The sequence below is a fragment of the Streptococcus salivarius genome (assembly GCF_009738225.1).
Taxonomy (GTDB): Bacteria; Bacillota; Bacilli; order Lactobacillales; family Streptococcaceae; genus Streptococcus.
Genome location: NZ_CP018187.1, coordinates 1558609 through 1578964, shown reverse-complemented (window position 1 = coordinate 1578964; position 20356 = coordinate 1558609). Strand labels below are relative to the sequence as shown.

The window sequence follows — 20356 nt, the reverse complement described above, 5'->3', positions numbered from 1 at the left end:
TGTGAGTTAGGAGGTTTAAAAAAATATTCTTTTTGAAGGTATAAATTTTGTATTTTAATAAATAGAATCAAAACCAAATAATGTCGTATCGGGAATGGGTGTTTTTAATAAAAAAGATTATCGGTTAAAAATATTTCGAAAATTATAAAACTAACAAAAAGTGGGGTTTTGGAAAATGAAAGCACGAATGTTTTGATGTTTCAAAGGACTTAGATAAAAGTTTTAAATTAATGTTTTCTAATAAAAGTTAAACTTTTACACAATTATTAGTATATATTTGACAATTTAATAATTATAGTATAAAATGGAAATTGTATATAAAGTAATTTGGATATTGAGGAAATTTATTATTATGAGAGATATGTTTAATAAACGCCAACGTTTTTCATTAAGAAAATATAGCTTTGGTGTAGCCTCTGTCCTTTTGGGAGTTTCAATCTTCTCAAATGCGCAGGGTGCCCAAGCTGATGAAACGGTAGCACCAACTACCGCAGGTATGGAAACAACTGCTGAGCCAGATGTCGTCGTGGAGCAATCAACGCCAACAACAGCATCAGTAGCGCCAGCAACAACAGAAAACGCACCAAGTTCAGTCTCTACTGTGGCCTTGGCTAGTGAACAACCGCAATCAGCAGCTCAAAACAGCCAAGCAGCTTCAACAACTAGTCAAACAGCAGCTAGTTCAGAAGCAACTTCTCAGGCTGCATCGCAAGCGAGCTCTGAATCTGCAGTAGCAAATGTTTCATCTGTAGCTACTAGTGCACAAGCTCTTAACTCAACAGCTGTAGCAGAAACTCCAGCTGCTGGTCAAGTATCAGCACAAACAAGTGCGGCTGCTTCAGTTGCGACTGCAGCAGAAACTGCAAGTGCAGAGTCTACAACTAACGCTGTAAATAGCGTCCTTAAAGTAGCGACTAGCGAGTTGGCTGTGACAAGCAGTGAATTGAATGCTGCTGAAGCAAGTCTTAACTCTGAAAATCTCATCAATGCTATGGGACTTGCGGTATCAAACCGTAGCCTTCGTACAACTGATGCGGTTGCTGTTTTGACAAATGCTGGAGCAGGCTCAACAAACCCTGACTTGACAAACCTCGGCTACAAACTTGCCTTTTTGCCAGAGCGTCAACAATACTTTGTTAACATTGATTATATCAACCACCTTAAAGTCGGTCGTGATAGCGATGGTGTCATGAGAGCTTATGACTACATTGACGATGCGACTGGTAGATATGTGGTCGTCGTAAACTATGCCAACCTTGGTATTATCGACTATGTGGATGAAGCTGGAAATAAGATTCCAAACTCTTCAACCTACCGTATTAACAACTCAACTGAAACAATCACAGCAAACGGTAAAACTTACAATAAAATCTATGATGCCGGTATAACAGAACTTCCACCAGTGCCAGCAGGATACCGCATCAAATATGCCTCTGCTGATAAGTCTAGAGCTAATGCTTATGTGGATGTTTTAAAAGCAGAACGTCAATATGATTATGTTAACGGTATTGCAACGATTCGCTCAAATCGTTCTTGGGCTTATAATCAAAGCCGTGTCGTTGACCTCGTTCAATTTGCCAATGGCGCTCAAGGTTTAGATGCTTCTATTGATGCTAATGGTGGTGGTCAATACCTAGCTCCAGGTTACCGTTACCACATTATCGTTGAAAAAGACACGAAAGATGTCACTAAAGCAACAAGTCAAACAGTGACTTACACTGGTGCTGATACGAAGACACCAGCTGCTAACACTCAAAATGACTTTAGCTTCAACGGTAAAGAAGATCCTACAACTAATACAACAACTTGGACTGAAACGACTCACACTTATGGAACAGTCAAAACTCCAGTTGTTACTGGTTACTATGCCGATAAAGCCGTAGCAGGTGGCAAGACAGTTACTCCAGATGCACCAAATGCGACAGACACAGTGACATACAAAGCCTTTGGTAAATTTATCGCTGTGGATGAAAATGGCAATCCAATTCCAGGTGTATCAACAACTGCCTACACTAACGATCCTAATGATGCGACTAAGATGATTGCCATCGACAAGACGCTTCCAAGTATTCCTGGTTACACTGTTAAGGTTGTCCCTGCATCACCATCAAATCCAGGTGAAGACACTCGTGTCGTTTACGTAGCAATCGTTAACGATGTGACTAAGGCGACGAAACAAACAGTTACTTTCCAAGGTGCTGGCGATAAAACTCCAGCTGCAGATGTGAAATCTGACTATACCTTTGCAGGTAAGGATAACCAAGCGACTGGTAAGGTGACTTGGAATGAAACTAGCCACACTTACGGTACAGTTAAGGTTCCTGTTGTTAATGGTTACTTTGCAGATAAAGCGGTAGCAGGTGGCAAGACAGTAACTCCAGATGTTCCAGAAGCAACTGACACTGTAACTTATAAGGCCTTTGGTAAATTTGTCATTGTCGATGAAAATGGTAACCCAATTGCAGGTGTGTCAGATACTGCCTACATCAATGATCCTAACGATCCAACTAAGATGATTGCAGTTGACAAGAACTTGCCAACTATCCCAGGTTACACTGCTAAGGTAGTACCTGCAACACCAGGTGACTTGTCTAGCGATACTAAGGTTGTTTATGTTAAGAATGATCAAAAAGCAAGTGTTGTTTACCGTGATAAAACAAGTGGTTCAATCCTTGAAACTGTTACTTTGGCTGGTAAGTCTGGTGAAGCGGTTAACTATTCAACAGCTGAACGTATCAAACACTATCAAGACCTTGGCTATGTCCTTGTAACAGATGGTTACCCAGCTGGTGCAAGCTTTGACTTGGATAGCACAGTTGACCAAGCTTGGACAGTAAGCTTCAAACGTGTAGCACTTGACTTTAATCCAGACAATGCTCACGAACCAGGAACACCAATCTATCCTAACCAACCAAACGGTCCAAAATGGCCAGCTAAGGATGCTTACCTTAAAGATGTGACATATACTGTTCACTATGCAAGCAAAGATAGCAATGCTAAATTGCCAGTAGACAGTGTTCAGAAAGCACAATGGAAACGTTCATTGACGCTTGACTCTGTAACAGGTGATATTCTTACTGCAGGTGAATGGAAGGCAGATAAGACTAAGTTTGATCTCGTGATTACACCAATGGTTAACGGTTACTTCGCCGATAAAGGCCGTGTGGCTTCTCAAGATGTCACTATGGACAGCAAGGTTGAGACTGTAACTTACACTAAATTTGGTAAGATTATTGCCGTTGACGAAAAAGGGAATCCAATCCCAGGTGTTGAAGCAGTTGCTTACACAAATGATCCTAACGATCCAACTAAGGCTGCTATGACTCTTGTTCCTGAAGTGAAAGGTTACAAGGCTGATAAGACTGGTGTGACACCAAGCAACCCTGGTGAAGATACAAAGGTTGTTTACAAGGTGGTTAATGCAGAACCTGCTAAACCGGCAGTTAACAAAGAAGTTGGTACTATCGTTGTTATCTACCGTGACGAGTATGGTAACCAAATCAAGATGCCACTTGTGATCACTAACTCTGTTGGTTCTGAAGTTAACGTTCACGGTGACCGTTATATCTACCGTAATGGTGTGAAATACGAATTGATTCGTCAAGAAGGTAAATCTACAGACAAGATGACAAAAGGTCAAACAGTCGTGACCTATATCTATCGTAAGGTCGAAGATGGCTCAACACCTTCAAATGGTAATAATGGTCAATCTGGAAATGGTGGAAATTCAACTTCTAAAGCTGTAAAAGCGGCCTCAAATGGATCTAAAGGTTCTAAAGGTTCTAAAGGTTCTGGATCAGCAGCCGATGGCGCTTCAGATGGTAAAGGTTCAGATAAGAAGAAATCTGGAAACAAAGATGGTAAGAAGGCAGATGGTTCTGATAAAGCTAAAGAAGGCGACGGACAATTGCCAGTAACAGGTGAGTCAGATAACAACCTTGCAGCAATGGGTGTTGTTGTTATGGGACTTATGTCAGGACTTGCGGCTATGAATCGTCGTAAAAACCAAGACTAAGATTTCCACACCTTATCTCTCATAAAATCCAAAAATAAAATCTCTCTCGAGTGTGATTGCTCGGGAGAGATTTTTTGGTCTGCGGATAAAAATTACGGAATCTCCCAAGGTTTGTGAATCTTTTAAGCAGTATTTAGCTTGATAAGGTACAATAGAGTAAGACAAAACGAATGAGGAGACTGTCATGAAGTTTTTACATACGTCAGATTGGCATGTGGGGCGAACCCTCAATGGCTGGTCTTTGTTGGAGGAGCAGGAGTGGGCCTTTCAACAGATTGTGGATTTGGCTATTAGCGAAAAAGTGGATGGGGTTATCATTGCGGGAGACCTCTATGACCGTGCGGTGCCGCCTGTGGATGCGATTAAGCTATTTAATAAGACCTTGGCCCGCTTGGTGTTGGAGGAGCAGATTCCTGTCTATGCTATCAGTGGCAACCACGATGGTGCTGAACGTTTGCATTTTGGACGAGACTTTTTTCAACATCAAGGTCTTCATTTAAGCACACGTTTGGAGGAGGCTTTTGAGCCTATTGAGTTGGAGGCTTGCCAGATTTTCCTGCTTCCCTTTATCGACCCTATTGATGCCCGTATTTACTATAAAGACGATGAGAATAAGGAAATTCAGGGGATTGGTGATGCCTTGGCCTATATTCTCGAGGATATGGAAAAAGCTTTTGATCCTGACAAGGCCCATATTTTGGTGACGCATTTTGCAGTTTCTAAGAAGGATGATAGCGATGGTCAAAGTCTAAGAGAATTGATGTTGTCTGAAACTAGCAATACGGTAGGTGGTCTTTCTAATGTGACCAGTGACCTTTTTAAGGCTTTCGATTATGTGGCTTTAGGACATATCCATACGCGTTTTGCCAGTCCGAGCCAGCGAGTGCAATATTCAGGCAGTCCGGTCACCTTTAATGTCAAAGAAGCCAAGCGTAGGGAAGAAAAAGGCGTTTATATTCTTGACTTAGATGCAACTGGAGACTTGTCTCAGGCCTTCCATCCTTTAGAGGTCAGACGGCCGATTGTGACCTTGCAGGAGCCTTTTGAAACCTTGGTGTCACCTGAATTTTATAAGGTACAACCTTGTCAAAAGGCTTGGTTTGCCTTTGATATTCAATTGTCCAGTCGTAAGGAACTAGAGGGCATCAATGTGCGTGCCCGTCTGGAAGAGATTTATGGGACAGACATTGTAGAAATCACTTTCAGTCGTTTGGGTGATGTCAGGGAAGAAAGCTTGACTGTAGATCAGCACTTAAAAGATTTGGAAATGCAGTCGCCTCAGGAAATTGTCTCTGATTTTTACCAGACAGTGACTGGGGGCGATGTCTTGTCTGAGAGACAAACTGCCCTTGTGGAAAGTATTTTTGAGGAGATTGGAAGGAGTGGACAATGAGACCAGTTCAGTTAGAATTGACCAATTTTGGACCTTATCGTAAGGAAGTCATCAATTTCACCCAGTTTGACCACGCTCCCCTCTTTTTGATTGGTGGGGACACGGGGGCTGGTAAGAGTACACTCTTTGATGCCATGACGGTTGCCTTGTTTGCCACAACCAGTGGCGATCGCAATGTTGAGGAGATGCGGTCAACCTTCGCTGGTCCAGAGGATGACTTGACCAAGGTAATTTTTTATTTCCAACAAGGCAAGCAACTTTATCGCATTGAGCGAGTGCTCCAGCAGGAGAGAGCCAAGCGAGGTGGGGGCACGACCATGCAAAAGGCGACGGCTTCTTTAGTCACTGTGGATAAGATTTGGGGTAAGGAAATTGAAAAGCTTGGGGATAAGATCAAGGAAGTGAGTGACCAGATTGAGCAGATTTTGGGGCTCAATGCTGAGCAGTTCAAGCAGATTATTCTCCTACCGCAAAATGATTTCAGCCGTTTCTTGAAAGAAGATTCCAAGACCAAGACTCAAATTTTAAAGAAAATCTTTGGAACGGGTATTTTTGACCGTTTTCAAAAGAGCTTGGAAGAGCGTCTTCGTCAGAGCAATAAGGATATGGATAAGCGCCAAGCTCAGCTAGATGGCCATTTTGCCAGTCAGGTGTGGTCTGAGGAAGAATTAGCTGTCTTGGAGCAAACACCAGCCTCTGAAAAATTGGCACGCCTTGAAGAGCTTTTGTCTCAGCGTCAAGAAAGTCTTACGGAGCAAAAAAGCATCTTGAAGGATGCCCATGAGGATTTGGCAAAATTGCAGAAGAGCTTGCAAACTGCCCAAGATTTGGCAAAGATTTTCCAAGAATTGGAGCAAGCCAAGGAGCGTTACCGTCTGGAAATTGAGGAAGGTGCTCAGGAACAGGCAGAGGCTAAAGTGCATCTGAAGGAATTGCAGTTTGCCCAAGGGTTGCAAGAAACTATTAGTAGCCTCAAACAATATCAGAAACAGTTGTTGCAATTAGAGCAGGATCTTGAAATCGCTCAGGAAGAATTGAGTGAAAAGCAGCAGGCTTTTGAGAAAGTAAAGGCTCAAAAAGAGGCACTTGCAGCCCAATCTGAGGATTTTCTTCAGAAAGAAGGGAAACTGGAAGTATGGAAAGAGGCTATTATTTATGCTCAGAGTCTTGTCCGAGAGCAGGAGAAAATCAAACATTCACGTACTAACTACAAGCAGTTGGAAGAAACCTATCAACAGGCGTCGAAAAAGATTGAGACTCTTAACAAGTCCTTGTCAGATTTGGAGGCCAATCGCCTAAGTTTAGATAGCTTGCATGAAGCCGAAAAACTCCTCCAGTCTGTGGGTTACAGTGTGGATAATCAACTGGCTCAGGACCTGAAAGAAATAGAGGACTTGAAGCAGGAGTTGGCCAAGACGGAAAAACGTCAACAAGGGTTATCTTTGGATATTGACCAAGTTCAAGAAAGTCTCAAGGAATTGGAAGACCAGTTAGCAACCACTTTAGCTTCACGTCGTCAACTCATGATTGCCCAGTTGCAGGCAGAATTAGAGGATGGACAGCCATGTATGGTTTGTGGTTCCATTGACCATCCTAAGGTCGATGGGACACAGGCGAATGAAGCGGCCTTGAAGGATCTCATGAATCAGGTGGAGGAACTTCAAGCTCAAAAAGAAAAGAAAGTCGCTACCTTGTCAAACCGTCAGGCTACCTTGAGCGAAGTTGAATCTAAACGTCAAGATTTGCTTGACCAAGTGGCTAAAGTCAAGCTAGCTCTCGAAAAACACTATCAAGAACTCCAGGAGCAAGTTAAGGGACAATTTGATTTTGATTTTTCAGAGGACTATGAAGCAGACTGTGGACAAGCCTTACTCCGAAAGGTTGAGCAGTATTATCAAGATCTACACAAACGCTTTGATAAGGAAGAGGCAGATCGTGTCCATTATCAAGAGAAGTTAGGGCAAGCTCAGGAAAAATCGATAGATTTGGCTAAAGCCTATCAAGAGGCTAAGGCGGCGCTTGACCAAGCTAAGGAACGTCTTAAGGAGTTACAAGAAGCTCATCAAGAGCTTGAATCTGTTGAGGTTTATCAAGAACGTATTTCCCTAGCAAAGCAGGAGTTGGACCTCTACAATAAGCAAGTCAAGGAAAATAGTGAAGCCTACAACCAACTTCATGCTGACATTCAAGGCATCAAGGGGCAACTTGAGAGCTTAACCAAGTCTAAAGAAAATGCTAGCCAAGAAACTAAGCGTTTATCGGCTGAACTAGACCAAAGTCTTATGGCTGAAGGGGCCCTCACCAATGACCTAGAGCAAATCCAGCTTTGGCTTCTTGAGGTGAATAAGCAAGCGATTCCTGAGCTCCAGGCTCAATTGACAAGCTACCAAACTCTTAAACAAGAGTTGAAGGCGCAGATTGTCAAGGGTCAAGAGCTTATCAAAGACCAAGAAAAGCCAGACCTTGGCAATCTAACACAAGCAGTAGAGGATTGTCAGGAGAGCTATGATAAGCAGCTGGCTCAGGTGTCTGTCATTGAGAAGGGGATTAAAGATGCGACGGCTACCTACCAAGCGGCCAAAACCCTTCAAGACAGTAATCAAGAGGCCTTTAAAGCTCACCAAGAGCTCAGCGATCTTGTTAAGGTGGTTAAGGGAGAAAATACAGCACTAACTGGACGACTCAATCTTGAAGTCTATGTTATCCGTCAGTATTTCCAACAAATCTTAGACTATGCCAATGCTAACTACATCGGTCTCTTAACGGATAACCGCTATTCCTTTGTCTTGAGTGAAGAAGGGCGTCGGGCGCGTGATCACTTTGGTTTGGACATCAACGTCTATGACCAGCTGACAGGTAGCGAGCGTTCCGTCAAATCCTTGTCTGGAGGAGAAACCTTTATCGCTGCACTGGCTATTGCCCTATCCCTCTCAGAGGTGGTGCAAAATACCAGCAAGGGTGCTGTTGTTGAAGCTCTCTTCATCGACGAAGGGTTTGGCTCACTGGATAAGGAAGCTCTGACCAAAGCCATCGCTGTTCTGGAACAAATCGGTGAAAACCGTATGGTCGGTGTCATCAGTCACGTGGACGACATGAAAGAAGGCATCGCTCAGCAACTCGCTATCATCAAGTCGCATGATGGCAGTAGCCGTATTAAGATTGTGGATAAAGGGTAAAATATAAAAACTAAATTACTATCAATTAACGAGAATCAAAAGATATATCCTTTAACAGGAGTCTATTATCTGAGGAATAACTATCTTAGAAAATGTTCAATAGGCAATAGTTCCCCAAGTCTGTAGAATCCTACTTGTTGACGATTTAATTCAAGCTATTTTTAGTGGAAACTGAGTTTCTTCTTATAGAAAACGTTTTTTGTTATATTATTTCTTAAAGCAAGAAAATTCCTAAGAAGTTATACTTCTTAGGAATTTGTTTTTTTCATTGCTTATAGGTAGTCTACTGCAAGAATAGGAGTGTTCTTTTTAGCCGGTACACGAGTTTTAACACCATTATTCCCTTTAGGGAGACGTAATTTTGTAGTTCCTTGGTTTGAAGAATTTGTTTGGTGTTTGTAGTTAACAGGGATACGTGTTTTCGCACCGTTATTGCCTTTAGGAAGACGAAGTTTTTTAGCACTTGTTGGTGTAACTGGTGTTACAGGTTTTTCAGCTGTTCCTTCAGTCACTTCCTTGTAAATATAAGTGATTGTCACAGTATTTGAGATACGAATTTTGTGTGACTTAATTTCTTGGTCATCAATTAATTGTAGCTCATATGTTTTACCATTTGCCTGGATTGTTTTAGGAGCAGTCGGGAAATAGGCATAGTAAGCTAAATCAATATCACGTCTAACCATGTTGACTTGGATTGGAGCAATTTCCTGTCCCTTATTATCGACAAAACGGGCCTGTTGCGCGACAGTTGGCGCAAGGTCAACATCATCGTAGAAGTAGGTAACATCAATAATAGGACTTGAAGCAATCCCTTTTTTAGGTGCGCCGTAATTACTCTTATTGTTAAGCACCATGTCGTCGTATTTAGCAAAATACCATGTTTTTCCGTTTTCATCGGTAACCGTTGCTGGCGCAAAAGCAGCTGTGTCGTATTCAGTGAAAGCAGGAGTTTTAATCGTTGCGTAAAGCACATCTTTTTGAGAGCTGAATTGTGAGTAACTTGCTTCAGTTGTTCGACGGATGTGATGGATACGTACTTCTGACACGCGTTCATCAACTGTTGGTGTGTTTACAACTGAATTTGATTCTTCAAAATTTACAGGAGTTGTATTTTCAATTGCTGGTGTAGGAGTATTTGCAGGTGCAGTTACTTCCTCAATAAGGACAGCAGTGTTATCCGAGTTAACCTCAGTGGCAGGATTAGCAGTAGTAGCTGTGTTTACTAATTCGTTAGCTAGATTGACATCAACGGCTGAAGCAGGGATGTTTTCAACAACTAGGTTTTCAAAAGAAGTGTTATCAAGAGCCTCTGTAGTGGGAAGGTTTACTGGCAATTCTTGTTCATCTGCAAGTGCAGAAGATGATAGACCAAGTGCTAAAATTGCAGCACTAAGACCAATTGTAGCGTGTAATTTCTTATTCATGTTTATTAATTCCTCCTTGATGTACACTAATTATATCATGCCCTGATAATAAATGTCAAAAAATTAGAGAATGTGTTTAGGAGGTTTTTTCTCGATAAGAAGCAATTGATAATGCTTTATAAAAAACATAACAGTAATATTTAGTTAACATATTTATCAATATTGTTTTCTTCTTATATCCTTCTATAGAACTCATGATATCCATTTTTTATCTAATAATGTTTTTATAATCAAAAAAATTAATAAAAATCGATGTGATAATTTTATTTAATAATTTAAGGCTATTAGGAGACTAAAATGTCTAATTTAGAGTACTAAATGAATATTTTTGTAAAATGATGCCGATTTTGATGAGGGTGAGATTAGGTGTTATTAGCTTCTACGAGATATATCTTACTTAGATAAAACTAAGTTTAATCCCCGAAAAAGTTTATTTTTATAAACCTCGTTGTAGTAGTTTTATCGTTTTTCTTTTCATTGAATGACTTGATTGTGCTTCTGAGTTTCACATATATGAATTACTTTAAGAGTGATGGTAGTTTAATGACATCCTACCGACATACTAATTTGGACTATAAAATGTGAATCATAAATTTGAAGAAGTTCAGGTTTGGATTGATAGAAGAGCCTCTCAGACCAAGAGCAAACCATCAGTTCTCACGCTAGACTTCTTAACTGTCGGTTTTTGAAATAAAAGTAATCTAATTTGGAATAGATTTAATCTATTAGAAAATTAAGTGATATTATGGTATAATTTAATGTTGTTAAGTCTCGAAAAAATAAGGAAAACGATATGAAGTGTACTGGGATTTCAGATCTTGTGTGACAATGAAAGCAGTTATAAACATTTTTTGATAGTCCTATTGTATTATGACTTTTTGAGACAAGAAAAATATCACAGCTAGAAAAGTAAGAAAATGACAGAAAAAATTTCCGTAATTATTCCCGTTTACAATGTGGAAAATCAACTCCAGACCTGTCTAGACAGTGTCCTGGGGCAGACCTATCAAAATCTTGAAATCATCCTTATCAATTATGGCTCAATAGATGACAGTGATGCCATTTGCCGTAGCTATGCTGCTAGGGATTCTCGCATTCTCTATTTCAAAAAGGATAATGGAGGGCTTTCAGATGCTCGCCATATTGGTATTCGTCAGGCTAAGGGAGCTTACGTTACCTACGTGGATGCTGAGGATTGGGTAGAGCCAACTTATCTGGAGGAGCTTTATCAGGCACTTCAGGCTCACAAAGCGGATATCGCAGTCGCCAATTACAGTGTTTATAAGGAATCGGAAGATCGCTTTTATTTTTACATCAAGGATGAAGATTATTATGAGCAGGCGTATTCACCCGCTCAGATTATTGATGGGCTCTTTGAAGAAACCAATAACATCAACATCGCTCTGATTTCTGCGACAGGTAAACTCTACAAACGTTCCTTGTTTAATGACTTGCTTTTCCCAAAAGAGCATGCAGGAGAAGATGGCTTTTTCAACCTTAAAGCCTATCTCATGAGTGAGCGTACGGTTTATCTCAATAAGGGGCTTTATGTTTACCGTGAGAGTCCAGAGATGCCATCAGCGACTTGGATGCAAGATTGGATGATGACCTTGGTTTATGCCATGGAGGAGCGCTTGGCTATTGTTGCTAGCCATGGTTTCCCTCTGGAAAAATACATGGTTACCTACCGTCAGATGCTGGAGGCTTGCTTGAAAAATGTAGAGGAGCAAGGTCTCACAGATTCTGATGCCTACCGCTCCATTCAGGAGAAATTTCAGGTCTTGAGCTTGGCTCCTCAACGTTATGAGACTAAGAAGCGTGCCATTGTTCTAGCAGCCAATTATGCCTATGTTGACCAAGTGCTTACGACCATCAAATCTATCGTTTTCCATCATCGCAACATTCGTTTTTACTTGATTAACGATGATTTTTCTCAAGAGTGGTTTAGAGGACTTAACCGTCATCTGGCTGCCTTTGGTAGTGAAGTGATTAACTGTCGTGTGGATAGTAGTCAGATTAAGCAATACAAGACCGATAGCAATTATGCTAGTTATCTTCGCTATTTTGTGGCGGACTTTGTATCTGAGGAACGAGCCCTCTATTTGGATAGTGACATGGTGGTTACAGGTTCCCTAGAGGACCTCTTTACCCTTGATTTGAAGGGGCGTCCTTTGGCTGCTGTGCGTGATTATGCCATTCAGGTTCAGGACCGTCAGGCAATGTTTGATGCAGGTTTCATGGTGATTGATACAGCTTATTGGAAGCAGTACAACATGAGACGCCACTTGATTGACATGACTAGCGAATGGCATGATAAGGTTCCATTTGCGGAGCAGTCCATTCTAAACATGGTCTTCCGCAACAACTGGTTGCCCTTGTCTTTTGATAACAACTATGCGGTCACCAAGTCTAGTCTAGCTGGCTTCCATTTGCCAAATGGTCAAGACTATCCTAAAGTTCTGCATTATGCCTCACATCGTAAGCCTTGGTTGCCTTTAGCCTGCCAAGCCTATCGTGAGGTCTGGTGGTTCTATGCTCAAATGGATTGGTCAGGAGTCGCTGAAAATGCTGCTTTGTCGCCACTTTCAGAGGACATGATTTATCCTAAGGGCCGTCCATTCACTTGTTTGGTCTACACCAACATTTCAGAAATTCCGCATTTGACGGATCTTATCTCGGCTCTTCCTAAGGTACAGTTTAAAATTGCTTCTCGCCAGCATGTGACAGATAAACTGGCCCAATTGATTACCTATCCAAATGTGACGGTCTACTCAGCCATTGCGGGCTTAAATGGGCTGGATTTGGAATTGGTGCGGACCAGTGACTTGCTTTTGGATATCAATCCAGGAAGAAAGGTAGTGGAGATTCTTGATGCCTTTAGGTTTGAAAATAAACCGATTCTAGGGTTTGAGGACCTCAAGTCAACCAAGCATAATCAACAAACCTACTCAAGAGATCGTTGGAAAGAGATGGCTGAGACCATTCGCCAAATGCGCAAGAAGAGTCTGTAATCCTTTGCTTGGATAAGTAGGCTGAAATGGCGTCTCTGTCTCGTTTCAATCGAAATAACATCAGCCTGTCTATGGGCAGGAAATAGGAGTAATAGTGAAAAAAATTAGTCAATCGATAATCACCAAACGTGTCTTATGGACCCTCTTTTTCCTCTTTATTTATTGTTTGGGAAATCAATTGGTTCTACCGTTTGTGGATTTGAAAAATGCAAATATCTTTGGGGGAGCCATAGGTTCCTTGGCTTTCTCTAGTGCCATGATGGGGGGAAACCTCAGGTCCATGTCTCTATTTTCAGTGGGCTTGTCGCCCTGGATGTCGGCCATGATTCTCTGGCAGATGTTTTCTTTCTCTAAGAAAATGGGCTTGAAAAATCTTCCCATTGAGATTCAGGACCGTAGACGCATGTATTTGGCCCTAGGGATTGCCATTGTTCAATCTTTGGCAGTATCCTTGAATTTACCTATCGTTTCAGGGGTTAATGCTAGTCTCGCTATTTTCATGAATACCATTTTATTAATTGCCGGGACCTTCTTCTTGGTTTGGCTATCAGACCTCAACTCTCTCTTTGGGATTGGAGGCTCCATTGTTATCTTGATGGCAAGTATGATGGCCAATCTGCCCTATCAAATCATGGATAGTATTGAAAAGTTAGGTATCGGTTGGGATGTCTTGCTTCCTCTGATTCTATTCAGTTTGGTCTTCCTCTATATTTCAGGGGTTGTGCAGAGGGCTAGATACCGTATCTCAATCAATAAAATCAATATTCATAACCGCTTTAAACAGTATTCTTACTTGGATATTATGTTGAATCCAGCCGGAGGGATGCCTTTCATGTATGCCATGTCGCTGGTTAGTATTCCGCAGTATGTTTTTATGCTGATTCAATTTATCCATCCTGAAAGCAAGTGGACTAGTGGTGCCATCAAGGCTTTGACAGTCGGTCAACCTCTTTGGTTGGTCGTTTATCTGATCATGCTCTTCGTTTTAGGGTTAGCCTTTGCCTTCGTTAATGTCTCTGGTGAGCAAATCTCTGAGCGAATGCGCAAGTCAGGTGAGTATATCTACGGTGTTTATCCAGGCCAAGAAACTAGTGCTTATATCAACCATTTGGTGCTTAGACTTGGTTTTATCGGTGCCCTTTATATGCTCTTTATGGCAGGTGCTCCAATGCTGATTATCTTGGTCAATCCAGATTACCTACAACTGAGTATGATTCCTGGGACATTCTTGATTTTTAGCGGTATGATTTACAATGTTAACGAGGAAATGAAAGCCTTGAAGCTTAACACTTCCTACACCCCACTTTTTGAAAATGTATAAACTCTCACCCCTCGTGGGGTTGAGAGGCAGGCTGGTGATGTCTGATCGGTCTGCCCCTCAATCTCAAGTATTGTGATGAAAAGACAATGAAGGAGAACTCATGTATTATTTTATTCCAGCTTGGTATGGACAGACGGATGAATTTTGGAAGACGGTCATTGATCCTTGGTACCGTATCCGCCAAAAAATTGAATTTGATGACAGCTTGCACCAAGTTCGTATCTTTCAGGATGAGGACTTAGCCCCTCAGCTTTTGCTTTTGGCCTACCAACCACATTTGCGTTATTTCTTGCATCGTCATGATGTATTGGAAGTTGGCTATACAGCTATTTTTGACTTGATTCAGGGTATCACTGATGAAGATATGAAAAATCTTCAGGTGACAGATTTGGAATGGCCAGAAGGGGCTACCTTTGTTCACACACCATTTGCTATCGTGGTGCAATGCCAACACAAGCGTTATGCCGAGATTGAGTTTGGCTCAGAAGGCTTTATTGGCATGATTCGCTACTATAAGGATGAGCAAATCATTCGCGAAGACATCTACGATGACCGCGGTTTTATCTCAAGTAGTCTTTATTATGAAGGTGGACAACCAAGCTATCGAAACTATCTTAATGCCAAGGGAGTCTGGCAACTCTGTCATTTCTTTGATGGCCGTGGAATTGTAGCCAACCCTCGTACGGAAGGTCGTTTTAATAAGAGTTACTACGGTGATCTTTCAGAAGTTATCTGGGAATTTTTGACTAAATTCTTGGACGAAAAGGTAGAAGCAGAGGACCGTTTTGTTATTGCCTCAGATCTACGCCATAACAAGCACCTCTTTAAACATTTGCCAGCAGCTAATACTAAGATTTTGACTTGGTTCGCAGAACGTAATCAGGACGATAGTATTGACACCTATGCAGGCTTTCTGCCACAAGTGGACTTGTTGATTGCTGACCGTTACGATTACTTGGAGCAGCTTCAGGTTGCCTATCCAGAAGAGGCTAAGAAACTCAAACACATGGCTTCTTTCGATACCCGTTTGGCTTTGGGAACCAGTCAACGTGTCAAAGAGTCTAAAATCTTTTATCAGGTTGACTTCGATCAGTTGGATTTAGAGGCTATTTATCAGGTCTTGGCTTTTGTGGCTAAGTATCCTAAGACACAGGTTGAATTTGGAGCATTCAATGCCAATCCAGAGCAACTTGGTAGCCTGCAAAATCAAGTGGAAAAAATGATTGAAGAACGATTGAGTCCAGATGCCTTTGAAGAGGTTGTCGAAAGTAGTGGTGCAGAAAATAAATTGGAAGAAAATAATGAAATCGTCAGCCGATTTTCTTTCCAAGACCTGCGTGACGAGACTGCCCTTATTAAGGCCCTTCAGTTTACACGACTCATTGTCGACTTGAGCAAAGAACCTAATCGTTATACACAGATTGCTGGAATTAGTGCTGGTATTCCACAAATTAACCGTGTGGCGTCTGAGTATGTGACCCACCAAGAGAATGGTTATATCTTGAAGCACTTGTCCGATTTTGAAAAAGGGGCTTACTACTATTTGGGACAGTTGAACAACTGGAACCGCTCCCTTATCTACTCTATTGAGAAAATTAAGGAAAATACAGGAGACCGTTTGGTGCAAAAATGGGAAGATTGGTTGAAGGAGGAGCAGAATGACCAAGGATAATCGTCTGAAGATACTACAAGTTGGATCATCCAACTGGTCAGAAAATCAGGAAATTCCTGAAAATATGAAATGGTATTATTGCAATCTTGGTCAGCTTGAGACCTTACAAGAAACCATCGAAGAAGACGAAATCAAGACTTTCACAGCTGTTATAGTGGACAGTCTTGCCGGTCTTGAGGAATTGATGGCTATTAAAGAGCATTTGATTCCTCATGCTATTTTCTTTGATCAAACGATTGAAGTGTCGGATGAGATACTTGCTCAGTTCATCAAGGAAATGTGTGCTGTGCCGACTGATTTTTCAAATCAAGGACAGTTGCTCTTTACCCTTTCAAAAGCACTCTTTTCAGGCCAATACGGGGATAAGATGTTTCCTTTCACTACCCAGGTTAACCCAAATTTTACTGGTGAGGTGACCTACCACGGTCATGAAAATGTCATTTTAAAAGGTGATTATGGTCAAGATTTTAGTCCTGTCTTGGACTGGACCTATAATGTCAGAGCCAGCAAGGAAAATCCTATCGAGCTTTGGTTGGAATTTGAAAAAGAGGAGACTTGCGAGTGTCGTTTGATTCTCAATCTTTTGCCAGAAGGTTCGGTCGCAGGTATTTTTAAGACCTATATCGTTTCAGAAGAAGAAATGCGCAAGGGGGCCATTGTCCTTGATGAGGACATGACCTTCCTCTTGGCTGCTAGTCTTGAAATGAAGGGCAAAGGTCAGATTACAATTGGTGGTCTCCACCAACGTTTGACCCGTTTCCAATTCGGTAAATTTGTACTTGGTGGTGGTATTCTCCACGACAGCAAGCGTCAGGAAATCAACTATTTCTTTTATCCTGGGGATTTCAAGCCACCTTTGTCTGTTTACTTCTCAGGTTTCCGTCCTGCCGAAGGTTTCGAAGGTTTCGGAATGATGAAAGGGATGGGAACACCATTCCTGCTCTTTTCAGACCCTCGTCTCCAAGGGGGAGCCTTCTACATGGGAACTGAAGAGCTTGAAAATAGTATCAAGGACACCATCCAACATTACTTGGACTATCTAGGTTTTGACAATAGTCAACTCATTCTCTCTGGAATGTCCATGGGAACCTTTCCATCTATGTACTATGGTGCGGACTTTGAACCTCATGCCATCATCATGTCTAAACCCCTAGCCAATGTTGGAACTATCGGTAATCGTGCTAGACTTTTGGCACCAGAGGTTTTCCCGACAGGAATTGATGTCTTGTATTTGCAGACAGGACGCTTGGATAATGAGGGGGTTGAGGCCCTTAATCAGAAGTTCTGGAATAAGTTTGAAAAAGCAGATTTTTCAAACACGACCTTTGGTCTTTCTTACATGAAAGACGAGGATATGGATCCAACGGCCTATGAGGATATTACCAAGTCCCTCTATTATTCAGGGGCTAAGATTCTCAGCAAGGGAACATCAGGTCGACACAACGATGATTCATATACGGCGACAACTTGGTTTGTCAATTTTTACCGTATGATTTTAGAAAATGATTTTGGAAGGAAGGAGTAAGAATGTTCAGAAACAAGAAATCAGAAATCTTGTGGGGCTTAAACCACAAAGCCTACATGTATGGCTCAAAAATTGTTAAGCGCCAAGATGGTTCTGTGCAATTTTACAATCCTTTGGTGCCATCAGGAACGGAAATCCAGTCTTGGATGGCCATCCAAAACTATCAAGCTGCTCGTACCCAGCCTGCCCTCCCACTTTTGAAAAAAGGGCATAGCTACGACTTGACGGCCAATCTCGAAGCCGTCCCAACTGGCTCAGTCTTTTTGAAAGTCAGCTTTTTGGACCGTTATGACAATGAAATCAAACAGCTTATTGAAAAAAGTACCCACATGACCTTTATTTACCCTCATGATGCCTATACCTATCGTATTTCTCTCTTGAGTGCTGGGGTCAAAGAGCTGGATTTCTACAGCTTAAAACTGGAAGAAACAGGAGAAGAACATGTTTAAACAACTGAATCCTATTCTCCCTGTTAAGGAGATACTCAAGGAAATCAACGGCCTAGCCGATGAAATGGCCGGTCTGAGCAACCTTGAGTTGAAAAATAAAACGCAGGAATTTAAGGAGCGTTTAGCCCAAGGAGAAAGCTTGGACGACCTCCTGCCAGAAGCTTTTGCGGTTGTTCGTGAAGCAGATAAGCGAGTGCTAGGCATGTTTCCTTATGATGTTCAGGTCATGGGGGGCATTGTCATGCACCAGGGCCATATCGCTGAGATGAATACCGGTGAGGGTAAGACTTTGACGGCAACCATGCCAGTCTACCTTAATGCCTTGTCAGGTGAAGGGGCTATCCTCGTTACGACCAATGAATATTTGGCTATCCGTGACGCCGAAGAAATGGGTCAGGTCTATGAGTTCCTAGGTTTGACGATTGGTGTGCCTTGTGTGGAAGGCAGTAATGAGATGGAACCAGCTGAAAAGCGTGCCATCTATCAATCAGATATCGTTTACACGACCAATGCCAGTCTAGGTTTTGACTATTTGATTGATAACCTTGCTTCTAACCAAGACGGGAAATACATGCGTCCTTTTAATTATGCTATCGTCGATGAGGTTGACTCGGTCCTTCTTGATAGTGCCCAGACGCCCTTGATTATTTCTGGTGCGCCCCGTGTTCAGTCCAACTACTATGGAATGATGGATACACTCATGACCACCTTGGTCGAGGGTGAAGACTACATCTTCAAAGAGGAAAAAAGTGAAGTTTGGTTGACCACTAAGGGTGCCAAGGCTGCTGAAAATTACCTCGGTATCGGCAACCTCTACGATGAGGAAAATAGTACCTTTGCCCGTCATTTGCTCTTTTCACTTCGTGCCCACTTGCTCTATAAAAAAGACAAGGATTACATCATTCGTGATGGCAAGAAGGGGCCAGAAGTGGTCCTTCTTGATAAATCGACAGGTCGTCTCTTGGAATTGACCAAGCTCCAAGGTGGACTCCACCAAGCCATCGAAGCCAAGGAATTAGTGGCCTTGTCACAAGAAACCAGAGCCATGGCTTCTATCACCTACCAAAGTCTCTTTAAAAAATTCAAGAAAATTTCAGGGATGACTGGTACTGGTAAGGTTGCGGAAAAAGAATTTCTCGATACCTATGGTATGAAGGTCATTCAAATTCCAACCAACCGTAAGAAACAACGTATCGACTATCCAGATAAGATTTATGCGACTCTGCCAGAGAAGGTCTTTGCTTCTTTAGAGTATGTTAAGCATTATCATGAAAAAGGCAATCCGATCTTGATTTTCGTTGGTTCGGTGGAAATGTCAGAGCTTTATTCTTCTTTACTTTTGCGTGAGGGGATTGCTCATAACCTCCTAAATGCCAACAATGCACCTCGAGAGGCTGAGATGATCGCTGAGTCAGGACAAATGGGTGCCGTGACAGTTGCGACTTCAATGGCTGGACGTGGAACAGATATCAAGCTCGGCAAGGGCGTAGCTGAACTGGGTGGATTGGTCGTAATCGGTACGGAACGTATGGAAAGTCAACGTATTGACTTGCAAATTCGTGGCCGTTCTGGACGTCAGGGAGACCCTGGTATGTCTAAATTCTACGTCTCACTTGAAGACGATGTGATTAAGAAATACGGTCCATCATGGGTTCACCGTACCTATAAAGAATACGCCATTAATGATCACATTGAGCCTAAGGAACTGACCGGTCGCAAGTATCGTATATTGGTTGAAAAAGCCCAAGAAGCTAGTGAGAGTTCTGGTCGTACCTCACGTCGTCAAACGCTTGAATTTGCAGAAAGTATGAACATCCAACGTGAGATGATTTACGCACAACGTGACCGTCTCATCTACCACAATCAAGGTTTGGACACTGTTATCGACGAGGTTCTTGACGATTTCATCGATCAAGCTATGACTGAGGAAGATTTCTCAAAAGCGGAAAATCTTTACCATTTCATCTTGCGTAATATCAGCTTCCGCATCAATGAAATTCCTAATGATTTAGACCTCAACAATCGTGAGCAAGTCTTGGAACTCATCTATCAGTTTGCCTATCGTGAACTTGATGCTAAGAAGCAGGAGTTGAAAACCAAGGAACTTAATGAGTATTTCCAACGCCTATCCATGCTTAAGGCTGTGGATGACAACTGGGTAGAGCAGGTAGACTATCTGCAACAACTCCAAATGGCTATCGGTAGCCAGCAACTCAGTCAAAAGAACCCTATTGTCGAATATTACCAAGAGGCATACAAGGGCTTCGAAGCCATGAAACGTCAAATCAGAAAGGATATGGTTCGTAATCTTCTCCTTAGTCAGGTGCAAGTCACTAAAAAAGGAGATATCATCAGCCATTTCCCATAAAA

The 20356-nt window shown here is 42.0% G+C and carries 10 protein-coding genes; 9 read left to right on the top strand and 1 reads right to left on the bottom strand.

The window, feature by feature from the left end; genetic code table 11:
* Positions 1–352 precede the first annotated feature (352 nt).
* From BSR19_RS07335 to BSR19_RS07325, 3 genes are all read left to right on the top strand, one after another.
* Positions 353–4015, top strand: coding sequence for a mucin-binding protein (locus tag BSR19_RS07335; protein ID WP_156246916.1), 3663 nt, complete (start codon positions 353–355; stop codon positions 4013–4015).
* Positions 4016–4199: 184 nt separating this feature from the next.
* Positions 4200–5408 carry an exonuclease SbcCD subunit D gene (locus BSR19_RS07330; RefSeq protein ID WP_156246915.1) on the top strand — a complete coding sequence of 403 codons (1209 nt, stop codon included), beginning with the start codon at positions 4200–4202 and terminating at the stop codon, positions 5406–5408.
* Positions 5405–8584 carry an SbcC/MukB-like Walker B domain-containing protein gene (locus BSR19_RS07325; RefSeq protein WP_156246914.1) on the top strand — a complete coding sequence of 1060 codons (3180 nt, stop codon included), beginning with the start codon at positions 5405–5407 and terminating at the stop codon, positions 8582–8584. The genes BSR19_RS07330 and BSR19_RS07325 overlap by 4 nt, the downstream gene beginning before the upstream one ends.
* Before the next feature lie 272 nt (positions 8585–8856).
* Here BSR19_RS07325 and BSR19_RS11480 read toward each other — a convergent pair whose 3' ends face one another.
* The gene (locus BSR19_RS11480; protein WP_197092259.1) at positions 8857–10014 is read right to left on the bottom strand and encodes a hypothetical protein; all 1158 of its coding nucleotides are present in this window, start codon (positions 10012–10014) and stop codon (positions 8857–8859) included.
* A gap of 911 nt (positions 10015–10925) precedes the next feature.
* Between BSR19_RS11480 and BSR19_RS07315 the strand changes: the two genes are divergently transcribed.
* The 6 genes from BSR19_RS07315 (at position 10926) to secA2 (ending at position 20354) form a co-directional block, all read left to right on the top strand.
* A complete protein-coding gene (locus BSR19_RS07315; RefSeq protein ID WP_156246913.1) occupies positions 10926–13019 on the top strand; it encodes a glycosyltransferase in 2094 nt (697 codons plus the stop codon).
* A gap of 94 nt (positions 13020–13113) precedes the next feature.
* A complete protein-coding gene (gene secY2 / locus BSR19_RS07310) occupies positions 13114–14340 on the top strand; it encodes an accessory Sec system protein translocase subunit SecY2 (RefSeq protein WP_002891376.1) in 1227 nt (408 codons plus the stop codon).
* 100 nt (positions 14341–14440) lie between these two features.
* The gene (gene asp1, locus BSR19_RS07305) at positions 14441–16012 is read left to right on the top strand and encodes an accessory Sec system protein Asp1 (RefSeq protein WP_156246912.1); all 1572 of its coding nucleotides are present in this window, start codon (positions 14441–14443) and stop codon (positions 16010–16012) included.
* Positions 15999–17537, top strand: a complete 1539-nt coding sequence (asp2, locus tag BSR19_RS07300) for an accessory Sec system protein Asp2 (protein ID WP_156246911.1) — start codon at positions 15999–16001, stop codon at positions 17535–17537. The genes asp1 and asp2 overlap by 14 nt, the downstream gene beginning before the upstream one ends.
* Before the next feature lie 2 nt (positions 17538–17539).
* Positions 17540–17986 carry an accessory Sec system protein Asp3 gene (gene asp3, locus BSR19_RS07295; protein WP_048674049.1) on the top strand — a complete coding sequence of 149 codons (447 nt, stop codon included), beginning with the start codon at positions 17540–17542 and terminating at the stop codon, positions 17984–17986.
* A complete protein-coding gene (gene secA2, locus BSR19_RS07290; protein ID WP_156246910.1) occupies positions 17979–20354 on the top strand; it encodes an accessory Sec system translocase SecA2 in 2376 nt (791 codons plus the stop codon). Before asp3 ends, secA2 begins: the two co-directional genes overlap by 8 nt.
* Positions 20355–20356 lie beyond the last annotated feature (2 nt).